Annotated in this window: 19 protein-coding genes and 1 riboswitch; of the genes, 15 read left to right on the forward strand and 4 right to left on the reverse strand. The window is 65.9% G+C overall.

All coding sequences use genetic code 11. The features are described 5' to 3' along the window. A riboswitch (ZMP/ZTP riboswitch) is annotated at positions 1–87 on the forward strand. A 70-nt stretch (positions 88–157) separates the two neighbouring features. The 14 genes from glyA (at position 158) to AC3ZI9_RS04935 (ending at position 13098) form a co-directional block, all read left to right on the forward strand. Then, positions 158–1447 (forward strand): serine hydroxymethyltransferase, encoded by a 1290-nt coding sequence (gene glyA, locus AC3ZI9_RS04870; RefSeq protein WP_444554285.1) that lies wholly within the window; start codon positions 158–160, stop codon positions 1445–1447. Between the two features lie 2 nt (positions 1448–1449). Next, a complete protein-coding gene (locus AC3ZI9_RS04875; RefSeq protein ID WP_444554284.1) occupies positions 1450–2334 on the forward strand; it encodes a bifunctional methylenetetrahydrofolate dehydrogenase/methenyltetrahydrofolate cyclohydrolase in 885 nt (294 codons plus the stop codon). Between the two features lie 187 nt (positions 2335–2521). Then, on the forward strand, positions 2522–3310 hold the full coding sequence (locus tag AC3ZI9_RS04880; protein WP_444554283.1) for a hypothetical protein: 789 nt from the start codon (positions 2522–2524) through the stop codon (positions 3308–3310). A gap of 196 nt (positions 3311–3506) precedes the next feature. Beyond that, complete coding sequence (locus AC3ZI9_RS04885; RefSeq protein ID WP_444554333.1) at positions 3507–4610, forward strand: fatty acid desaturase family protein; 1104 nt, start codon at positions 3507–3509, stop codon at positions 4608–4610. A gap of 59 nt (positions 4611–4669) precedes the next feature. Continuing rightward, positions 4670–5611 (forward strand): ABC transporter ATP-binding protein, encoded by a 942-nt coding sequence (locus tag AC3ZI9_RS04890; protein WP_444554282.1) that lies wholly within the window; start codon positions 4670–4672, stop codon positions 5609–5611. Further along, positions 5604–6488 (forward strand): ABC transporter permease, encoded by an 885-nt coding sequence (locus AC3ZI9_RS04895; RefSeq protein ID WP_444554281.1) that lies wholly within the window; start codon positions 5604–5606, stop codon positions 6486–6488. The genes AC3ZI9_RS04890 and AC3ZI9_RS04895 overlap by 8 nt, the downstream gene beginning before the upstream one ends. 1 nt (position 6489) lies before the next feature. Next, the gene (locus AC3ZI9_RS04900; RefSeq protein WP_444554280.1) at positions 6490–7320 is read left to right on the forward strand and encodes an ABC transporter permease; all 831 of its coding nucleotides are present in this window, start codon (positions 6490–6492) and stop codon (positions 7318–7320) included. A 60-nt stretch (positions 7321–7380) separates the two neighbouring features. Beyond that, positions 7381–7740 (forward strand): VOC family protein, encoded by a 360-nt coding sequence (locus AC3ZI9_RS04905; protein ID WP_086999433.1) that lies wholly within the window; start codon positions 7381–7383, stop codon positions 7738–7740. Next, complete coding sequence (locus AC3ZI9_RS04910) at positions 7737–8801, forward strand: NAD-dependent epimerase/dehydratase family protein (RefSeq protein ID WP_444554279.1); 1065 nt, start codon at positions 7737–7739, stop codon at positions 8799–8801. Before AC3ZI9_RS04905 ends, AC3ZI9_RS04910 begins: the two co-directional genes overlap by 4 nt. A 79-nt stretch (positions 8802–8880) precedes the next feature. Then, positions 8881–9402, forward strand: a complete 522-nt coding sequence (locus AC3ZI9_RS04915; RefSeq protein WP_444554278.1) for a hypothetical protein — start codon at positions 8881–8883, stop codon at positions 9400–9402. Between the two features lie 24 nt (positions 9403–9426). After that, the gene (locus AC3ZI9_RS04920; RefSeq protein WP_444554277.1) at positions 9427–10263 is read left to right on the forward strand and encodes an exodeoxyribonuclease III; all 837 of its coding nucleotides are present in this window, start codon (positions 9427–9429) and stop codon (positions 10261–10263) included. Between the two features lie 12 nt (positions 10264–10275). Continuing rightward, positions 10276–11355 carry a tryptophan--tRNA ligase gene (gene trpS, locus AC3ZI9_RS04925; RefSeq protein WP_444554276.1) on the forward strand — a complete coding sequence of 360 codons (1080 nt, stop codon included), beginning with the start codon at positions 10276–10278 and terminating at the stop codon, positions 11353–11355. Positions 11356–11357: 2 nt separating this feature from the next. Beyond that, positions 11358–11945, forward strand: coding sequence for a 2'-5' RNA ligase family protein (locus AC3ZI9_RS04930; RefSeq protein WP_444554275.1), 588 nt, complete (start codon positions 11358–11360; stop codon positions 11943–11945). After that, complete coding sequence (locus AC3ZI9_RS04935; protein ID WP_444554274.1) at positions 11911–13098, forward strand: YihY/virulence factor BrkB family protein; 1188 nt, start codon at positions 11911–11913, stop codon at positions 13096–13098. The genes AC3ZI9_RS04930 and AC3ZI9_RS04935 overlap by 35 nt, the downstream gene beginning before the upstream one ends. Before the next feature lie 57 nt (positions 13099–13155). Here the strand turns inward: AC3ZI9_RS04935 and AC3ZI9_RS04940 are convergent, their stop codons facing one another. Genes AC3ZI9_RS04940 through sdhC form a run of 4 tightly spaced genes read right to left on the reverse strand, consistent with a single transcriptional unit; the run spans position 13156 to position 16610 of the window. Beyond that, positions 13156–13938 carry a succinate dehydrogenase iron-sulfur subunit gene (locus tag AC3ZI9_RS04940; protein ID WP_086999444.1) on the reverse strand — a complete coding sequence of 261 codons (783 nt, stop codon included), beginning with the start codon at positions 13936–13938 and terminating at the stop codon, positions 13156–13158. Beyond that, the gene (sdhA, locus tag AC3ZI9_RS04945) at positions 13938–15725 is read right to left on the reverse strand and encodes a succinate dehydrogenase flavoprotein subunit (RefSeq protein ID WP_444554273.1); all 1788 of its coding nucleotides are present in this window, start codon (positions 15723–15725) and stop codon (positions 13938–13940) included. The genes AC3ZI9_RS04940 and sdhA overlap by 1 nt, the downstream gene beginning before the upstream one ends. Before the next feature lie 51 nt (positions 15726–15776). Then, a complete protein-coding gene (locus AC3ZI9_RS04950) occupies positions 15777–16226 on the reverse strand; it encodes a succinate dehydrogenase hydrophobic membrane anchor subunit (protein WP_444554272.1) in 450 nt (149 codons plus the stop codon). Positions 16227–16229: 3 nt separating this feature from the next. After that, entirely contained in the window at positions 16230–16610 is a 381-nt protein-coding gene (gene sdhC, locus AC3ZI9_RS04955; protein WP_086999449.1) for a succinate dehydrogenase, cytochrome b556 subunit, read from the reverse strand. A 263-nt stretch (positions 16611–16873) separates the two neighbouring features. On the opposite strand from sdhC, the gene AC3ZI9_RS04960 reads away from it, so the two are divergent. After that, positions 16874–17986, forward strand: a complete 1113-nt coding sequence (locus AC3ZI9_RS04960) for a mannose-1-phosphate guanylyltransferase (protein ID WP_444554271.1) — start codon at positions 16874–16876, stop codon at positions 17984–17986. The last annotated feature ends 26 nt before the right edge of the window (positions 17987–18012 follow it).

Genomic DNA, 18012 nt, shown 5'->3' on the forward strand with positions numbered 1-18012 from the left:
GAAAGGCGTCGTGACTGGCGCTGGTGGATGACCACAAGGGAGCGGCAACAGCAGGAACCAAACGGATCGCGCGCCTGGGCCCGGGGGTCTCCGCAGCGGCGCCTGCCGCCGGGGTGGCCCCTAATCGAAGACCATCCCCGCAGCAGGAGAAGATTTCGTGAGCACACCACACCCCGTCACCAACCAACCACTATCCGAAGTGGACCCGGAGATCGCCGCGGTGCTGACCGCAGAACTCGGCCGCCAACGCAACACCCTGGAAATGATCGCCTCGGAGAACTTCGCCCCGCGATCGGTCCTGCAGGCCCAGGGTTCGGTGCTGACCAATAAATACGCCGAAGGCTACCCGGGGAGGCGCTACTACGGCGGCTGCGAGCACGTCGACGTGGCCGAGAACCTGGCCCGGGACCGCGTCAAGTCGCTCTTCGGTGCCAAATACGCCAACGTGCAACCGCATTCGGGGGCCACGGCCAATGCCGCGGCCCTGGCGGCCATGATCAACCCCGGGGACAAGATCCTCGGCCTGTCCCTGGCCCACGGGGGCCACCTCACCCACGGGATGAAGCTGAACTTCTCGGGCAAGCTCTACGCGGTCGCCGCCTACGAGGTCGATCCCGAGACGTTCACCATCGACATGGACAAGCTGCGGGCCCAGGCCATCCAAGAGAAGCCGCAGGTCATCATCGCCGGCTGGTCCGCCTACCCGCGCCAGCTCGATTTCGCGGCCTTCCGTTCGATCGCCGACGAGGTCGGGGCACTGCTCTGGGTCGACATGGCCCACTTCGCGGGACTCGTCGCCGCCGGTCTGCACCCCAACCCCGTCGAATACGCCGACGTCGTGACCTCCACGGTGCATAAGACCCTCGCCGGACCGCGCTCGGGCCTGATCCTGACCAACGACCTGGAACTGTATAAGAAGATCAACTCCAACGTGTTCCCGGGCCAGCAGGGCGGGCCGCTGATGCACGCCATCGCCGGCAAGGCCGTGGCCTTCAAGATCGCCGCGGGGGAGGAGTTCCGCGAACGTCAGGAACGCACCGTCGAAGGAGCCCGCCTGCTCGCTGCGCGGCTCACCGCCCAGGACGTCACCGCAGCGGGGATCTCCGTGCTCACCGGCGGGACCGACGTCCATCTGGTCCTGGTGGATCTGCGTGATTCCGCGTTGGACGGCCAGCAGGCGGAGGATCTGCTGCACTCGATCGGCATCACCGTGAACCGCAACGCCGTCCCCTTCGACCCGCGTCCGCCGATGACCACCTCGGGTCTGCGCATCGGGACCCCGGCACTGGCCACCCGTGGTTTCGGGGCCGCCGAATTCACCGAGGTCTCCGATATCATTGCCACCGCCCTGCGGGACGGGGAAGCGGCCGATACCGCCACCCTGGGTGCCCGTGTGGAGCGCCTGGCAGCAGACTTCCCCCTCTACGCCGAACTGGAGCAGTGGTGATCATGACTGAACGCGCACGAATCCTCGATGGAAAAGCCACTGCGAAGACGATCAAGGCCGAACTGACCGAACGGGTCGCCGCCCTGAAGGAACGCGGCATCACTCCGGGACTGGGAACCGTCCTGGTCGGGGAGGACCCGGGCTCGAAATGGTACGTCGGGGGCAAGCACAAGGACTGTGCCGAAGTGGGGATCACCTCGATCCGCATCGACCTGCCCTCGGACACCAGCCAGGAGGACCTGCTGGCGGCCGTCCACGAGCTGAACGAGAACCCCGAATGCACCGGCTACATCGTCCAGCTCCCCCTGCCGGAGCACATCGACCAGGACGTGGTCCTGGAAGCCATGGACCCGTCCAAGGACGCCGATGGCCTGCACCCGATGAACCTGGGCCGGCTGGTGGCCAACGTGAACCGGCCGATGGTGTCGCCGCTGCCCTGCACCCCCAAGGGTTGTGTGGAGTTGCTGGCCCGCCACGGGATCGAACTCGACGGCAAGAACGTCCTGGTCGTCGGCCGCGGGGTGACCATCGGGCGACCGATCGGCCTGCTGTTGACCCGCCGGCAGGTCAATGCCACCGTCACCCTGGCCCACACCGGCACCCGGGATCTGGCCGAGCACCTCTCCCGGGCCGACGTCGTCATCGCCGCCGCCGGGAAGGCCCATATGATCAAGGCCCCCGACCTCAAACCGGGAGCCATCGTTCTTGATGTCGGCGTCAGCCGGGTCGACGACGGCAGCGGCAAGGCGGTCGTCACCGGAGACGTGGAACCTGCGGCCTACGACGTCGCCTCGTGGATCTCCCCGAACCCCGGCGGGGTGGGGCCGATGACCCGCGCCATGCTGCTGGACAACGTCGTGGACAGCGCCGAACGCCAGGCCGACTGAGACCACCAGGACAGGTGCCCGGGAACCCCAGGGGTCCCGGGCACCCGTGCGTGGTCGTCGAGGCCGCGGCGGGTCGGCGGCCCCGCAGGGTTTCCCCGGATGGGAATGCTGTCATCACGCGGGCGTGGATGGTAGACATGCGGTGTAAGGTCCCGAAGTTTCCCACCCAGCCAAGGGGTTTGATCACATGGATACCTCACAGATCATTTGGATTGTTGTCGCCGTCGTGGTGGTACTGGTCATCATCGGCATCATCGCCCGCGTGGCCGGCCGGAAGAAGGCCGAACGCAACCGTGAAGAAGCCGGCAGGATCCGTGCCGAAGAGCAGGAAGCCCAGCTCCAGGTCCGAGAACGCGAAAGCTCGGCGCAACGGGCGAAAGCCGACGCCGATGCCGCGGAACTGAAGTCGAAGGAACGGGAGATCGAAGCCCAGCGCCTGCAGGCGGAGGCCAAGGAGGCCGAGGTCGCCGCCGAACGCAAGCGCATGGACGCCGACCGGCAGGCCGCCGCGGCGAGCGAACAGATGGAGGCCTCCGAGGAACGGCTGCGCCAGGCCGAGAAACTGGACCCGGACGCCGGGAAGGAGACCGCCCCGGAGGCCGGGAAGACCGGCAGGGGCCGTCGTGCCGAGGGTCCCGCCGCCGGGGAACCGGTGGACGGCGAGCGTCGCCAGGAACCTGCAGCACCCGGTCGTCGTGAGGATGCTGGACCGGTGGCGGATGAACCACGGGTGACTCGTGAGGGCGATGCCGCGGGGCAGCGGGTTCGTCGGGAGCCAGCAGAACCGGTGGTCGGCGATCCTTTATCCGATGATCGTTCGGACGCCTCCGGCGAGGCCACCGCCCAACGCGCGGATCGCCCCGCAGGACCCGACCTCACCGGGGCCGACGGTCTCGAAACCGATGGCCTCGACACACCTGAGGTTGATCAGCAGGGACGTCCCGGGGACAACCCCAAGCATCTCGACGAAGGCTGACGGTCCGCCCATCGCCGTGCCCGGCCCCGCCGTTTAGGCGTGGCCGGGCGGCGTCATGCGGCCTGTTCGGCGGCCCACGCTCAGTCGTTGCACAGCCCACATGCGTATAGTGGTGATTCAGGGATCATGAGGTTTTCAGTTCCTGCGGCCGCGAGGCCAGGAACTACACTCCGAGGGAGTGCACATGAGCGCTCAAATGCCTTCCATCCTGACCCACGATTCATCGACGACCGCCCCCAAACGGCGCAACGCCGGGGCCCGGAACTTCAGCCTGCTCAAGAACCGGGTCCTCGATGCAGGGCTGATGGGCCGACGCCGTGGCTACTATCTCGGCGTCGTGATGCTGCTGACGCTTCTGCTCGCCGCCGCGGTCACCGGCTTCACCTTGCTGGGCGACAGCTGGTTCCAGCTGTTCGTGGCGGCGGCCCTGGGGATCATCCTCACCCAGTTCGCCTTCCTGGCCCATGAGGCCTCCCACGGGCAGGTGCTGAAGTCGGGTCCGGCCAATGACCGGGTCGGCCGGATCCTCGCCAATGCCGTCGTGGGCATGAGCTACCAGTGGTGGATGAACAAGCACACCCGTCACCACGCCAAGCCGAACACCATCGGCAAGGATCCCGATATCGAACAGGACACCGTCTCCTTCCTTCCCGAGGATGCCGCGGCGCGTACCGGCGTCCTGGCCTGGTTGACCCGCCGGCAGGGATACCTGTTCTTCCCGCTGCTGACGATGGAGGGGTTCAACCTGCACTTCCACTCGTTCCGGTATCTCTTCTCGCGCCGCCCGGTGAAGCAGCGCACCCGCGAGATCCTCATGGTCGCCCTGCGCCTGTCGTTCTACCTGGCGGTCTTGTACATTTTCTTGCCGTGGGGTATTGCCAGCGCTTTCCTGGGCGTCCAGATGGCCGTCTTCGGCGTCTACATGGGTGCCTCATTCGCCCCGAACCACAAGGGCATGCCGCTCATCCCCAAGACCTCCACCATTGACTTCTTCAGCCGCCAGGTCCTGACCTCGCGCAATATCGTGGGACGGACGTCCTTTGGGACCCGCGTTCTCACCGCTGTGTACGGTGGCCTGAATTACCAGGTTGAACACCACCTGTTCCCCAGCATGCCGCGCCCGCACCTGCGCCAGGTCAGCGTCATGGTCCGCGAGTACTGCCAGGAACTGAAGGTGCCCTACACGGTCGCCTCGGTCGGTGAATCCTACGGCCAGGTCGTGAAGTACCTGAACACGGTGGGACTGAACGCCCGCGACCCGTTCGATTGCCCGATGGTCCAGGAATACCGCCCCCACTAAACCAGGACGACCACGCTGATTGGCTGGTGCCAATCACTCGTTGCCAGTAGAGTGCGGATGTGATTCAGAACCCATCTCGCCCCGCGGTCATCGTTGCCGACCAGCTGACCAAACGCTACGGGGACTTCACCGCCGTGGACTCCATCTCCTTCGAGGTCCCGGCCGGGGAATCCTTCGGGCTGCTCGGGCCCAACGGCGCCGGCAAATCCACGACCATGCGGATGATCGGCGGGGTGTCCCAACGTAGCGGCGGGACCCTGAGCATCATGGGGCTGGACCCGGAACAACAGGGCCCCGAAGTCAGGGCGCACCTGGGAGTGGTGCCGCAGGAGGACAACCTCGACCAGGAATTGAAGGTCAGGGACAATCTGATCATCTATGGACGCTACTTCGGGCTGCCGATGAGCTATCTACGACCCAAGGCCGACGAACTGCTGGAATTCGCCCAACTCACCGAGAAGTCCACGGCCCGTGTCGACGACCTCTCGGGAGGCATGAAACGCCGGTTGACCATCGCCCGGTCACTCATCAACGATCCCCGCGTCCTGCTCCTGGACGAACCGACGACCGGGCTGGACCCGCAGGCCCGGCACATCCTCTGGGACCGGCTGTTCCGGCTCAAGGAACGCGGGGTCACACTGATCCTCACCACCCACTACATGGACGAGGCCGAACAACTCTGCGACCGGCTGATCGTGGTGGACCAGGGCCGGATCATGGCCGAGGGGTCCCCGGCGGCCCTCATCCGGGAATACTCCACCCGTGAGGTCCTCGAGCTGCGCTTCGGGGCCGACCGCAATGCCGGGGCCGCCGACGCCGTGGCGGGGATCGGGGAGAGGATCGAGGTCCTGCCGGATCGGTTGCTGATCTATGCGCACGACGGCGAAGCAGCCCTGGACGCCGTGACGGCCCGGGGCCTGACCCCGCTGACCTCGCTGGTGCGCCGTTCATCGCTGGAGGACGTGTTCCTCCGGTTGACCGGGCGGAGCCTCATTGAATAACCACGAAGCAGCACCTTCCACCACCGGGCCCAGCCGGCCGGCGTCGTTGACGCCGTTGGTCCCGCATCCGCCCGCCACCAGCGCCCGCAAGACCCGGAGGTTCGGCAGCTGGTACGTCGCCGAACAGTACCTCCGAGCGATGAAGGGCTATCTGGACATCGTCATTGCCTACTCCGTGGGCAACCCACTGATCTACCTGTTCGCCATGGGGGTCGGATTGGCCTCGCTGGTCGATGCGAACTCCGGGACTGCGAGCTTCGACGGCGCCAGCTACCTGCAGTTCGTGGCCCCGGCCCTCCTGGCCTCCGCGGCCATGATGACCGCGTCGGGGGAATTCACCTACGGGGTGATGTCCGGATTCAAATGGTGGAAGACCTATTACGGGCCGCTGGCCACCCCGCTGACCCCGCAACAGATCTGCCAGGGCCATGCGCTGGCCGTCGCGATCCGGATCCTGGGTCAGAGCATCGTCTATCTGGTCATCGTGCTCCTCTTCGGTGCGGCCACCAGCGGTTGGGCCGTCTTGTCGATCCTCACCGCCTCCCTGGCCGGATTGGCCTTTGGCCTGCCGCTGATGGCCTACTCGGCCTCGGTCAGGGACGACAAGGGCCAATTCGCACTCGTCGAACGATTCATCGTCATGCCGCTCTTCCTGTTTTCCGGCACGTTGTTCCCGTTGTCGACGCTGCCCTGGTTCCTGCAGTGGATCGGATGGATCTCCCCGGTCTGGCACGCCACCGAAATCGGGCGGGTGCTCTCCTACGGGTATGCCGAGCCCCTCTGGCTCTCCGTGGTGCACGTGCTCTACCTGCTGGCATTGACCGGCGGGGGACTGTTGCTCGCCCGTCGGGTCTATGCCCGCCGGCTGGAGGGATGAAATGAGTCTGATCCGTGACGCCGACCTCGTCCTGAAGCCCGACCGCCGCCCCTTCGCCGCCCTGTACTCACGCAATATCCGGGCCGTGATCGAACGTGGCCTCATGGCCACCCGGACCTCCAACGCGGCCATCATGATCTCCGGATTCGTCGAACCCGTGCTCTACCTGCTCTCGATGGGGATCGGGCTGGGTGCGCTGATCGGGACCGTCCAGGGTCCCGAAGGAACCCCGATCAGCTACGCCGCCTACATCGCGCCGGCCCTGCTGACGGTCTCGGCGATGAACGGGGCGCTGTACGACTCCACCATCAACGTCTTCTTCAAGATGAACTACGGCAAGCTCTACCAGAACATGCTCCACACCTCGTTGGGCCCGCTGGATGTGGCCTTGGGGGAGATCTTCCTGGCCCTGTTGCGCGGATTCCTCTACGCCACCGGGTTCACCATCGTCATGGCGGCCATGGGATTGATCACCACCTGGTGGGCCTTGCTGATGGTCCCGGCCGCGGTCCTGATCGCCTTCGGCTTCGCATCGATCGGCATGGGCATCACCTCCTATATCCGGACGTTCCAACAGTTGGACTGGGTCACGTTCATCATGCTGCCGATGTTCTTGTTCTCGGCGACGTTCTACCCGCTGGATGTCTACCCCCAGGCCATCCAGTGGCTGATCCAGGTGTTGCCGCTCTGGCACGGGGTCGAGCTGCTGCGCCAGCTCTCGGTGGGTGCCTTCGGGGTCATGACGGTGGTGCATGTGCTCTATTACGTGCTGATGATCGGCGGCGGAATGATGCTGACCACGAATCGTCTGCGGGCCCTGTTCCTGAAGTGAGATGGGTGTCGGAGGCCTCCGGCAGGTAGTCTGGTCCGGACCAGAACCCAAGGAGGCGCCGTGATCGGCAGTTGGCATGCGGTCGTCATCGACTGCGAAGACACGGAAATCATGGCAGATTTCTACGAAAAAGCCCTCGGCATGGTGCGGGTGCAGCATGACGACGACGGATGGATCACCATCGGGGACGCCCCCGACCGGCCCGCCATCGCCTTCCAGCGTGTGGAGAACTACCAGCCCCCCGAGTGGCCGGGCCAGACCCACCCGCAGCAGGCCCACCTGGACATCCGGGTCGACGACCTGGATGTCGCCGAGGAAGCCGTGCTCAAACTCGGTGCGACCTCGATGAACACCGGCGGACAGAACTACCGCGTCTACCTGGACCCCCAGCGCCACCCCTTCTGCCTCGTGTCCTGGTGACCCCGGGCCCGCAGCGGACCTCTCGGCGCCGTGCGGTCGTCCTGGGCGGTACCGGCCTGCTCGGACGGGCCACCGCCGCCCGACTGGCCTCCGCTGGATGGGCGGTGGACGTGACCGGTCGGGACCGGCACCACCTGCCAGCCGATCTGGGCCGGGCCGGGGTGCGTTTCGTCGCCGCGGACCGCTACGATCCCGTGGCCCTGGCCGCCGTCATCGGCGACGGGGCGGATCTCGTCGTGGACACGCTGAGCTACACCGCGGGGCATGCGCGCAGCCTGCTTCCCCTGCGGGATGACATCGGACGGGTGGTGATGCTCTCCAGCAAGGCCGTCTATGTCGACGCCGAAGGCCGGCATGTGAATTCGGCCCACCGGCCGGAATTCACCGGCCCTATCGCCGAGGACCACCCCACCCTGGCTCCCGGGAGCATGCCGTTCGCCTCCGCCGCAGGGTATGGGCCGAATAAGGTCGCTGCCGAACTGACGCTGCTGGAATCCGGGGCGAACGCCACGGTCATCCGGGCTTCGAAGGTCCACGGGGTCGGCGCCGCGCCCGCCCGGGAATGGGCCTTCGTCCGCCGGGTTCTGGACCGCCGCCGGGTGCTGGTGCTGGCCGGACGCGGTAGGGGGACGGACCATACGACGGCCGCGGTGAACACCGCGGCCCTGATCGAATGCGTCGCCGAGGCCCCCGAGGGGGCCCGGGTGCTCAACAGCGCCGACCCCGACGCCCCCAGCGGGCTGGACATCGCCCGCGTGGTCGCCGCGCAGCTGGGCCATGACTGGCACGAGGTCCTCCTGGACGACGACGCCCCGGAAGGCCTGGGGGCCCATCCCTGGGACTCCCGGCCCGCCATCGTGCTGGACACCACGGCGTCACGGGACCTGGGCTACGTTCCGGTGGGAACCTACGCACAAACGGTCACCGACGAACTGGATTGGTTGGCCGGGCTGCCGCGGGAAAGCTTCGCCGGAAGCCCGCACTTCGGCGATTTCGCCGCGGACTATGCTGCCGAGGACGCGTATCTGCGCCGGTTCCCTGGCTTGCTGCCGCACCGCTGAGCCTCGCCGGATCCTGCCGGGGTGTTCGCCCACGGGAAACTTGTCCCGGACAGCGCCCCGGGTTTGGGATACTAGGAACATGGAACCCATCGGCACGGCCCGCCCCGGCTCGGAAAAGAAGATCACCCTCAAGGCCAGCACCCTGTCGTTGGCCGTCATGGTCACTGTCTTCCTGGTGGCGGTCGTGTTCGCCGCCAACCAGAACGACGTGATCGGGTGGATCGTCGCCGTGATCTCACTGGGCTGGCTGCTGCTGGCCGCCTTCCTGGTCTTCGGTCTGCGCCGCGGCGCCCGCAAGGTCAGCAGCCAGCTGCAGAACGCCTCCGCCTCCATGGCGGCCCGCGCCCGCCAGCCCGAGCCTGCCGAAACCGTCGTGGTGGACGAAGGATCGCGCACCCGTGACCTGAAACTGGAACACTCCTTCAAGATCGTCCAGGTCCAGGCCGGGGTCATCAAGGAGCACCTTGATGCCGGCGGGGACGACGCCCGGGGCATGGTCGACCGCGCGGTGGAAACGATCGAGATCACCGCGCACAACGCCCGGGAGATGATGAAGCCCTCCGGTGGCAGTGATCCACTCTCCGGGGAAGTCATCGACTAGGAATTCTTCGGTAAGCTGGATCAGGTGAGTACAGCAGAGGAACAGAACCAGGCCAAGAACCCGGGCGCCGTACGCGTCGCCTCCGTCAATCTCAACGGCATCCGCGCCTCCTACCGGCGCGGCATGGCCGATTGGCTGAAGGACCGGGACATCGACATCCTGACCATGCAGGAAGTGCGTGCACCGGACGAGATCGTGCGCGAACTCCTCGGCGATGACTGGCACATCCTGCATGCCGAGGCGGAAGCCAAGGGCCGCGCCGGGGTGGCCATCGCCTCCCGCCAGGCGCCGACCGCCACCCGGGACCACATCGGCGAGGACTACTTCAAGACCTCCGGCCGCTGGGTCGAAGCCGACTTCGACCTCAACGGCGAGCAGGTCACCGTCGTCAGCGCCTACGTGCACTCCGGTGAGGTCAACAGCCCCAAACAGGACGATAAATATCGTTTCCTCGACGTCATGACCACCAAGCTGCCGGAGCTGAAGGCGGCCTCCAAGCACGTGCTGGTCACCGGTGACCTCAACGTCGGACACACCGAACGCGATATCAAGAACTGGAAGGGCAACGTCAAGAACTCCGGCTTCCTCCCCGAGGAACGCGCCTATTTCGACCGTTTCTTCGGTGAGGAGATCGGTTTCAAGGACGTGGCCCGTGAACTGGCAGGGGACGTCGACGGCCCCTACACCTGGTGGTCCTACCGCGGCAAGGCCTTCGACAACGACACCGGGTGGCGGATCGACTACCAGATGGCGACCCCGGACCTGGCCGCCCTGGCCTCCAACGCCGTCGTCGACCGCGCCCCGAGCTACGACACGCGCTTTTCCGACCACGCACCACTGGTCGTCGACTACCAGTTCTAGGAAGAACCCACCATGACTGACACTGAAGCAGCGGCCGAACGTCGGCCGCGCGTCCTCTCGGGGATGCAACCCTCCGCCGACTCCCTGCACCTGGGCAACTACCTCGGGGCGCTCGTCAACTGGGTCAAGGCGCTGGACGACTACGACGCCTTCTTCTTCGTCCCCGACATGCATGCGATCACCGTCGGGCACGACCCGGCCTCGCTGCGTGAACGCACCCGGACGACCGCCGCCCAGTACATTGCCGGGGGCATCGACCAGGACGCGGCCACGCTGTTCGTCCAGTCCCACGTCCCCGAGCACGCCCAACTGGCCTGGGTGCTCAACTGCATCACCGGGTTCGGCGAGGCCTCGCGGATGACCCAGTTCAAGGACAAGTCGGCCAAGGGCGGACAGGATGCCGTGAGCGTCGGCCTGTTCACCTACCCGGTGCTGATGGCCGCGGACATCCTGCTCTACCAGCCGCATGCGATTCCGGTGGGTGACGACCAGCGCCAGCATGTGGAACTCGCCCGGGACCTGGCCCAGCGTTTCAACCACCGTTTCGGGGAGACGTTCAGGATCCCGGAACCGCTCATCCAGAAGGAAGGCGCCCGGATCTACGATCTACAGGACCCGACCTCGAAGATGTCCAAATCCGCGTCGAGCCCGAACGGGTTGATCAATATCCTGGACGACCCGAAGGTCATCACCAAGCGGATCAAATCCGCGGTGACCGACAACGACACCGTCATCGCCTTCGATCGGGACGGGAAGCCAGGTGTCTCCAACTTGTTGGAGATCCTCTCCACCATCACCGGCACCCCGGTGGACGGGTTGGTGGAGGAATATGAGGGCAGGATGTACGGGCACCTGAAGGTCGATGTGGCCGACGCCGTGGTCTCCCGGGTCGAACCGATCCGCCGCAGGACCCTGGAACTGCTGGACGACTCAGCGGAATTGGACCGCCAATTGGCGGTCGGGGCGGCCCGGGCCCGTGAAGTCGCCTCCACCACCCTGGAGGCGGTCTACTCGAACATCGGGTTCCTGCCGGCGCGGACCGAGACGGCGTTCGACGCGGCGGGCCCCGACGCTGGCCAGAGCCCGCGATAACGATGAGCATCCCTGCGTCGGGCACCACGACCCCCGGGGCCACCGGTCCCGGGGGCGAGGGGGTCGGCGTGGGGATCGTCATCCCGCTGCCCGAACCGCACCGCTCGGAGCTGAGGGAACACCGGTTGTCCTTCGGGGATCCGGTGGCCCGCAGCGTCCCGCCACACATCACCCTGATCACCGGCGCCCGGGCCGCCGACTGGGCCGCAGCACGCGCCCATGTGCGCCGGGTCGCCGCGGGTACGGCGCCCTTCAGCCTCAGGCTCCACGGGACCGAGACCTTCCGGCCCGTCTCCCAGGTGGTGTTCCTGCGGGTCACCGAGGGATTCGACGCCTGTGTGTCGCTGCATCGGCAGCTGCAGGCCGGCCCGCTGGAAACGCGCGCCGAATTCCCCTTCCACCCGCATCTGACCCTGGCCCACGATCTGGCCGAGGAACCGATGCAGCGGGCCATGACCTCCTTGGCCGGCTACGACGCCACCTTCCCGGTGGATAGAATCGGGTTGTTCGAGTACGACGCCGAAGGCCTCTGGGCCCTGCAGGAGGAACTGACACTTGGCCAAGACGGCGCGCATCCCGACCCAGCGTAGGCGCGGCAGCCCTCCGGCCAGCACCGCCGCCTATAGCGATCCGGCCCGATCGACGGCGGATCTGGGCACGCTGATCTCCCCGTTGGACCGGGCGGGCCTGCACACCAAGGCCATGCATCAACGGGCCGCCCTGGGACGGGCCCGCCGGGAAAAAGCCGGCCTGCCGAAGATCGCGATCGCCGGCGTCGGAGCCCTGATGGGACGACTGAACGTCTGGAAGCCGTTACGTGTCTTCACCCTCTACGGGCAGCGCCATGGGTCGGTGATGGCGGCGGGCGCCGCCTATAAGATGTTCTTCTCCATTGCTGCACTGCTGGTCGTGGGCTTCTCCGTTCTGGGCATCCTGGCCAGTGGCAACCAACAACTGCAGGAATTCGTGGTTGACGGCGTCGCCAAGACCACCCCCGGGCTGATCGATACCGGGGACGGGGGACTGGCAACCCCGCAACAGCTCTTCCGCACGCGGGGGTTCGGGTGGGCTCTGGTGATCTCCACCGTCGTCTCCCTGCTGACCTCATTGCGGTGGATCGCCGGCCTGCGCGAGGGGATGCGCGGGGTCTTCGGGCTGCTCAAATCGCAGTCCAACATCGTCCTGGCCAAGATCAAGGACCTGGGGGTGCTGCTTCTGCTGGGCATCAGCCTGATCCTCACCACCGGCCTGGGGGTCATCGCCAGCACGGCCCTGCAGACGATCATCGACTTCCTGGAGCTGGAATCGACCTTCTCGGTGATGCTGACCCGGGTGGCGAGCCTGGTGGTGATGCTGGTGCTGGACTCGGTGGTCGCGGTGATCCTGTTTCGGCTGGCCTCGGGGATCACCATGCCCCGCGTGGCGCTGCTGCAATCTGCCTTCATCGCCGGGGCCGGTTCCACGCTCCTGCGCTACTTCTCCTCACTGCTGCTGGGCAGCGCGAGCAGCAATCCGATCCTCGCCCCCTTCGCCGTGATCCTGGGGCTGTTCGTCTGGTTCTACCTGCTGAGCCAGGTCTACCTCCTGGCGACCGCCTGGGGTGCGGTGACCACGGCGGACATCGTTGCCACCGCACTGCGCGGAAACCCGAAGGGCCTGCGCTCGCGTTCGAAGCAAATGCTCACGCCGGGACCAGTCGCCCATCTCCCGGCGGGGTGGAAGCAGGGCAGGAACCAGAAATGACGAAGGCGCCGTCCCCGTGGGGGCGGCGCCTTCGTCAGGCCTCGGGGGCCGTGGTGGCTAGACCGAGCGGGCCAGGATGGCCTGCTTGACCTCGGAGATCGCCTTGGTGACCTGGATGCCGCGGGGGCAGGCTTCGGTGCAGTTGAAGGTGGTGCGGCAACGCCACACGCCTTCCTTGTCGTTGAGGATCTCCAGACGCATGTCGCCGCCTTCGTCCCGGGAGTCGAAGATGAAGCGGTGGGCGTTCACGATCGCTGCCGGGCCGAAGTACTGGCCATCGGTCCAGAAGACGGGGCAGGACGAGGTGCACGCGGCGCAGAGGATGCACTTGGTGGTGTCGTCGTAGCGCTCGCGTTCCTCGGGGGACTGGTAGTGCTCAGCAGTCGGGGAGTGGCCCTTGGTGATCATGAAGGGCATGATCTCGCGGTAGGACTGGAAGAAGGGTTCCATGTCCACGATGAGGTCCTTCTCGACCGGCAGGCCCTTGATGGCCTCCACGGTGATGGGCTTCTCGGTGTCCAGGTCCTTCAACAGGGTCTTGCAGGCCAGGCGGTTACGGCCGTTGATGCGCATGGCATCGGAGCCGCAGACGCCGTGGGCGCAGGAACGGCGGAACGACAGCGAGCCGTCGATCTCCCATTTGACCTTGTGCAGGGCGTCCAGCACGCGGTCGGTGCCGAACATCGTCAACTGGAAATCCTCCCAGGTCACGTCTTCGGAGAATTCCGGTTGGTATCGGCGCACCCGCAGGGTGATGTCGAACTTCGGGATCTCCCCGCCGCCGCCGACACCGGGGGCCAGGTCGACCTTGGATGCTGGTTCGGGAATCTCGCTGCTCATTAGTACTTACGCTCCATCGGCTGGTAACGGGTGAAGATGACGGGCTTGGTGTCGAACCGGATGCCCTCGATGCCCTCCATCTGCGCGGTGTCGTCCTTGTAGACCATCGAGTGCTTCATGAAGTTCTCGTCGTCGCGGTCCGGGAAGTCCTCGCGGAAGTGGCCGCCACGGGATTCGTGACGGTGGAGTGCGGAAACGGACATGACCTCGGCCAAGTCCAGCAGGAAGCCCAGTTCCACGGCTTCGAGCAGATCCAGGTTGAAGCGCTTGCCCTTGTCCTGGATGCTGATGTTGGCGTAGCGCTCACGGAAGGACTTGATGTCGGCCATGGCCTTCATGATGGTGTCCTTGGAGCGGAACACCTGCATGTTGGTGTCCATGGTCTCCTGCAGGTCCTTGCGGATCGCCGCGATGCGTTCGGTGCCGCCGGCATTGCGGACGACGTCGAGCATGGCCTCGGTGGATGCCGTGGCGTTCTCCGGCAGATCGACCCAATCGGCCGTCTTGGAGTATTCGGCGGCCGCGATGCCGGCCCGCTTGCCGAACACGTTGATGTCCAGCAGCGAGTTGGTGCCCAGCCGGTTCGAGCCGTGCACCGACACGCAGGCGACCTCACCGGCGGCGTAGAGCCCGGGAATGGTGAATTCGTTGTCCTGGAAGACCTCGCCCTTGATGTTGGTCGGTACCCCGCCCATGACGTAGTGCGCGGTCGGGAAGACCGGCACCGGCTCCGTGTAGGGCTCCACCCCGAGGTAGGTGCGGGCGAACTCGGTGATATCCGGAAGCTTGGCGTCGATATGCGCCGGCTCCAGGTGCGTGAGGTCCAACAGCACGTAGTCCTTGTTCGGGCCGCAACCGCGGCCTTCGCGGACCTCGTTGGCCATCGAACGGGCGACGATATCGCGTGGCGCCAGATCCTTGATGGTCGGGGCGTAGCGTTCCATGAACCGTTCGCCCTCGGAGTTGCGCAGGATCGCGCCCTCACCGCGGGCCGCTTCGGACAGGAGGATCCCGAGCCCGGCGAGGCCGGTCGGGTGGAACTGCACGAATTCCATGTCCTCCAGCGGGATGCCCTTGCGGAAGGCGATGCCCATGCCGTCACCGGTCAGGGTGTGCGCGTTGGAGGTGGTCTTGAAGACCTTGCCGGCCCCGCCGGTGGCGAAGACGACCGACTTGGCCTGGAAGACGTGGATCTCGCCGGTGGCCAGATCGTAGGAGACGACGCCGGCCACCCGGGTCTGCAGGTAGGTGGTGCCATCCTCGCGGGTGGCCTCCTCCTGGACGGTGAGCATGTCCAGGACGTAGAACTCGTTGTAGAACTCGACGTTGTGCTTCACGCAGTTCTGGTAGAGCGTCTGCAGGATCATGTGCCCGGTGCGGTCCGCGGCGTAGCAGGACCGACGGACGGGGGCCTTGCCATGGTCGCGGGTGTGGCCGCCGAAGCGACGCTGGTCGATCTTGCCCTCGGGGGTGCGGTTGAACGGCAGACCCATCTTTTCCAGGTCCAGCACCGCCTCGATGGCCTCCTTGGCCATGACCTCGGCGGCATCCTGGTCAACCAGGTAGTCGCCACCCTTGACGGTGTCGAAGGTGTGCCACTCCCAGTTGTCTTCCTCGACGTTGGCCAGGGCGGCACACATGCCGCCCTGGGCGGCGCCCGTATGTGAACGGGTGGGGTAGAGCTTGGTCAGCACGGCCGTATGGGCCTGCTGGCCGGATTCGATGGCAGCGCGCATGCCCGCGCCACCGGCGCCGACAATGACGACGTCGTACTTATGTACCTGCATACCGGATGTTCCCTCTTCTTTGAATCTTGGTGTCGGCGAAGCGCGCCGGGACTACTGGCAGACCGCGAGCGTGGAGCCGGGGATGCACGGATCGAAGGTGAAGATCACGAGCGTCCCGAGGATGACGATGGCCGCCGAGCACAGCACCAGCACCAGCTGGAGCCAGAACCGCGGACGATCCTTTTCGACGTAGTCGTTGATGATGGTGCGAACGCCATTGGTGCCGTGCAGCATCGCCAGCCACAGCATGGTCAGATCCCAGAACTGCCAGAGCGGGTTGGCCCACTTGCCGGCGACGAAACCGAAGTCGATGGCATGCACGCCGTCACCGACCAGCAGGTTCACGAAGAGGTGGCCGAAGATCAGGATGACCAGCAGGACCCCAGAGATGCGCATGAAGAGCCAGGCGAGCATCTCGAAGTTGCCGTTCTTGGACTTGGAGCGCAGGTACTTCGGGTCGACCCGAGTCGAACGCGGTGCAACGAATTCCGTGGGAGCCATGGCTTAGTAACCTCCGAAGGCGAGCGACAGGTGACGGATGGCGAAGCCGATCATGACCACGACCCACACGATCAGCACTCCCCAGAGCAGCTGACGGTGGTACTTGGGGCCGGACTTCCAGAAGTCGACCAGGACCAGGCGCAGGCCATTGAAGGCGTGGAAGACGATCGCGGCGACGAGACCGAGCTCTCCGACGGCCATCAACGGGTTCTTATACGTGCCGATCACTGCGTCGTAGGCGCCGGGGTCGACCCGCACCAAGGCCGTATCGAGCACGTGCACCAAAAGAAACAAGAAAATGACGACACCGGTGACCCGATGCCCTACCCAGGACCACATGCCTTCGTGGCCGCGGTAGAGGGTGCCTGACGATGTCTTCGACACTGAATTTACCTCCATGCATGCAAGGGCGTTCGTGTGGCGTGCACACAAAAGATTGGCGCCGGTGCGTAAGCGTTCCTAGCCTGATCCTAGACCACGGGGTCCGTCAGGCTTCGTCTCCACCCTACCTGTGTGGCGAGCCTCACGGCGACCGTGGTGACGAGGGGGAATACGCGGATTCGCGCGGAAAATACGTGACATTTTCGTGCCCTAAATCCAGCCCGTCCTCCAGCGAAACGGTTCGGTGATCGCCTACTGTGGGATCCATGAATGATGACCTCCTCGCGCGCTTCCACGGCGTGATCCCCGCCGGCGGCGTGGGAACGCGGCTGTGGCCGCTCTCCCGAGCGGCCGCCCCCAAGTTCCTGCACGACCTCACCGGATCGGGGACGACGCTGATCCGCGCAACCTATGAGCGGCTCGTTCCCCTGGCCGAGAAGCGCATCATGGTGGTCACCGGGCAGGCCCACCGCGAAGCCGTCCAGTCGCAGTTGCCCGAACTGAGCGAAACGAACCTCGTACTCGAATCCGAGCCGAAGGACTCCGCGGCGGCGATCGGCCTGGCGGCAGCCATCCTGCACCGGAGGAATCCGGACATCATCATGGGGTCCTTTGCCGCGGACCAGGTCATCGGACCGGTGGAGGTCTTCCAGGAGGCCGTCCGCGAGGCCATCCTGACCGCAGCTACCGGCAAGATCGTGACGATCGGGATCAAACCGGCCTCACCGTCCACGGCGTTCGGCTACATCCGCGCCGGCGATGCCCTCACCGTGGAAGGGGCCCCCAGCGCCACCTCGGTGCTCGAATTCGTGGAGAAGCCCGACGAGGAAGTGGCCCAGCGCTACGTCGACAGCGGGGATTACCTGTGGAATGCGGGGATGTTCGTCGCCCCCGTGTCCTTGATGCTCGACCATCTCGAACGCAATGAACCGGAACTGCATGCGGGGTTGATGGAGATCGCCGACGCCTGGGACACCCCCGAACGCGATGCGGTGAAGAAGCGCATCTGGCCGACCCTGCCGAAGATCGCCATCGACTATGCGGTGGCCGAACCAGCAGCCGAACAAGGCGACGTCGCAATGATCCCCGGTGAATTCACCTGGGATGACGTCGGCGACTTCGCCGCCATCGGCCGGCTGAATCCGGCCAGCGAGGCCACCAACCTCACCGTGCTGGGGGACGGGGCCCGGGTCTACGCCGACGATGCCTCCGGAGTGGTGGTCTCGGACACCAAACGCATGATCGCCCTGATCGGCATCAAGGACGTGGTCGTCGTCGATACCGGGGATGCACTGCTGGTCACCACCAGCGACCATGCCCAGTCCGTGAAGAAGGCCGTCGAGGCACTCAAGGCCTCCGGCGACCTCGACGTGTTGTAGCCGGGTTCCCGCCGGCCGGTGACGCG

The organism is Arthrobacter sp. AOP36-F1-5 (assembly GCF_058137995.1).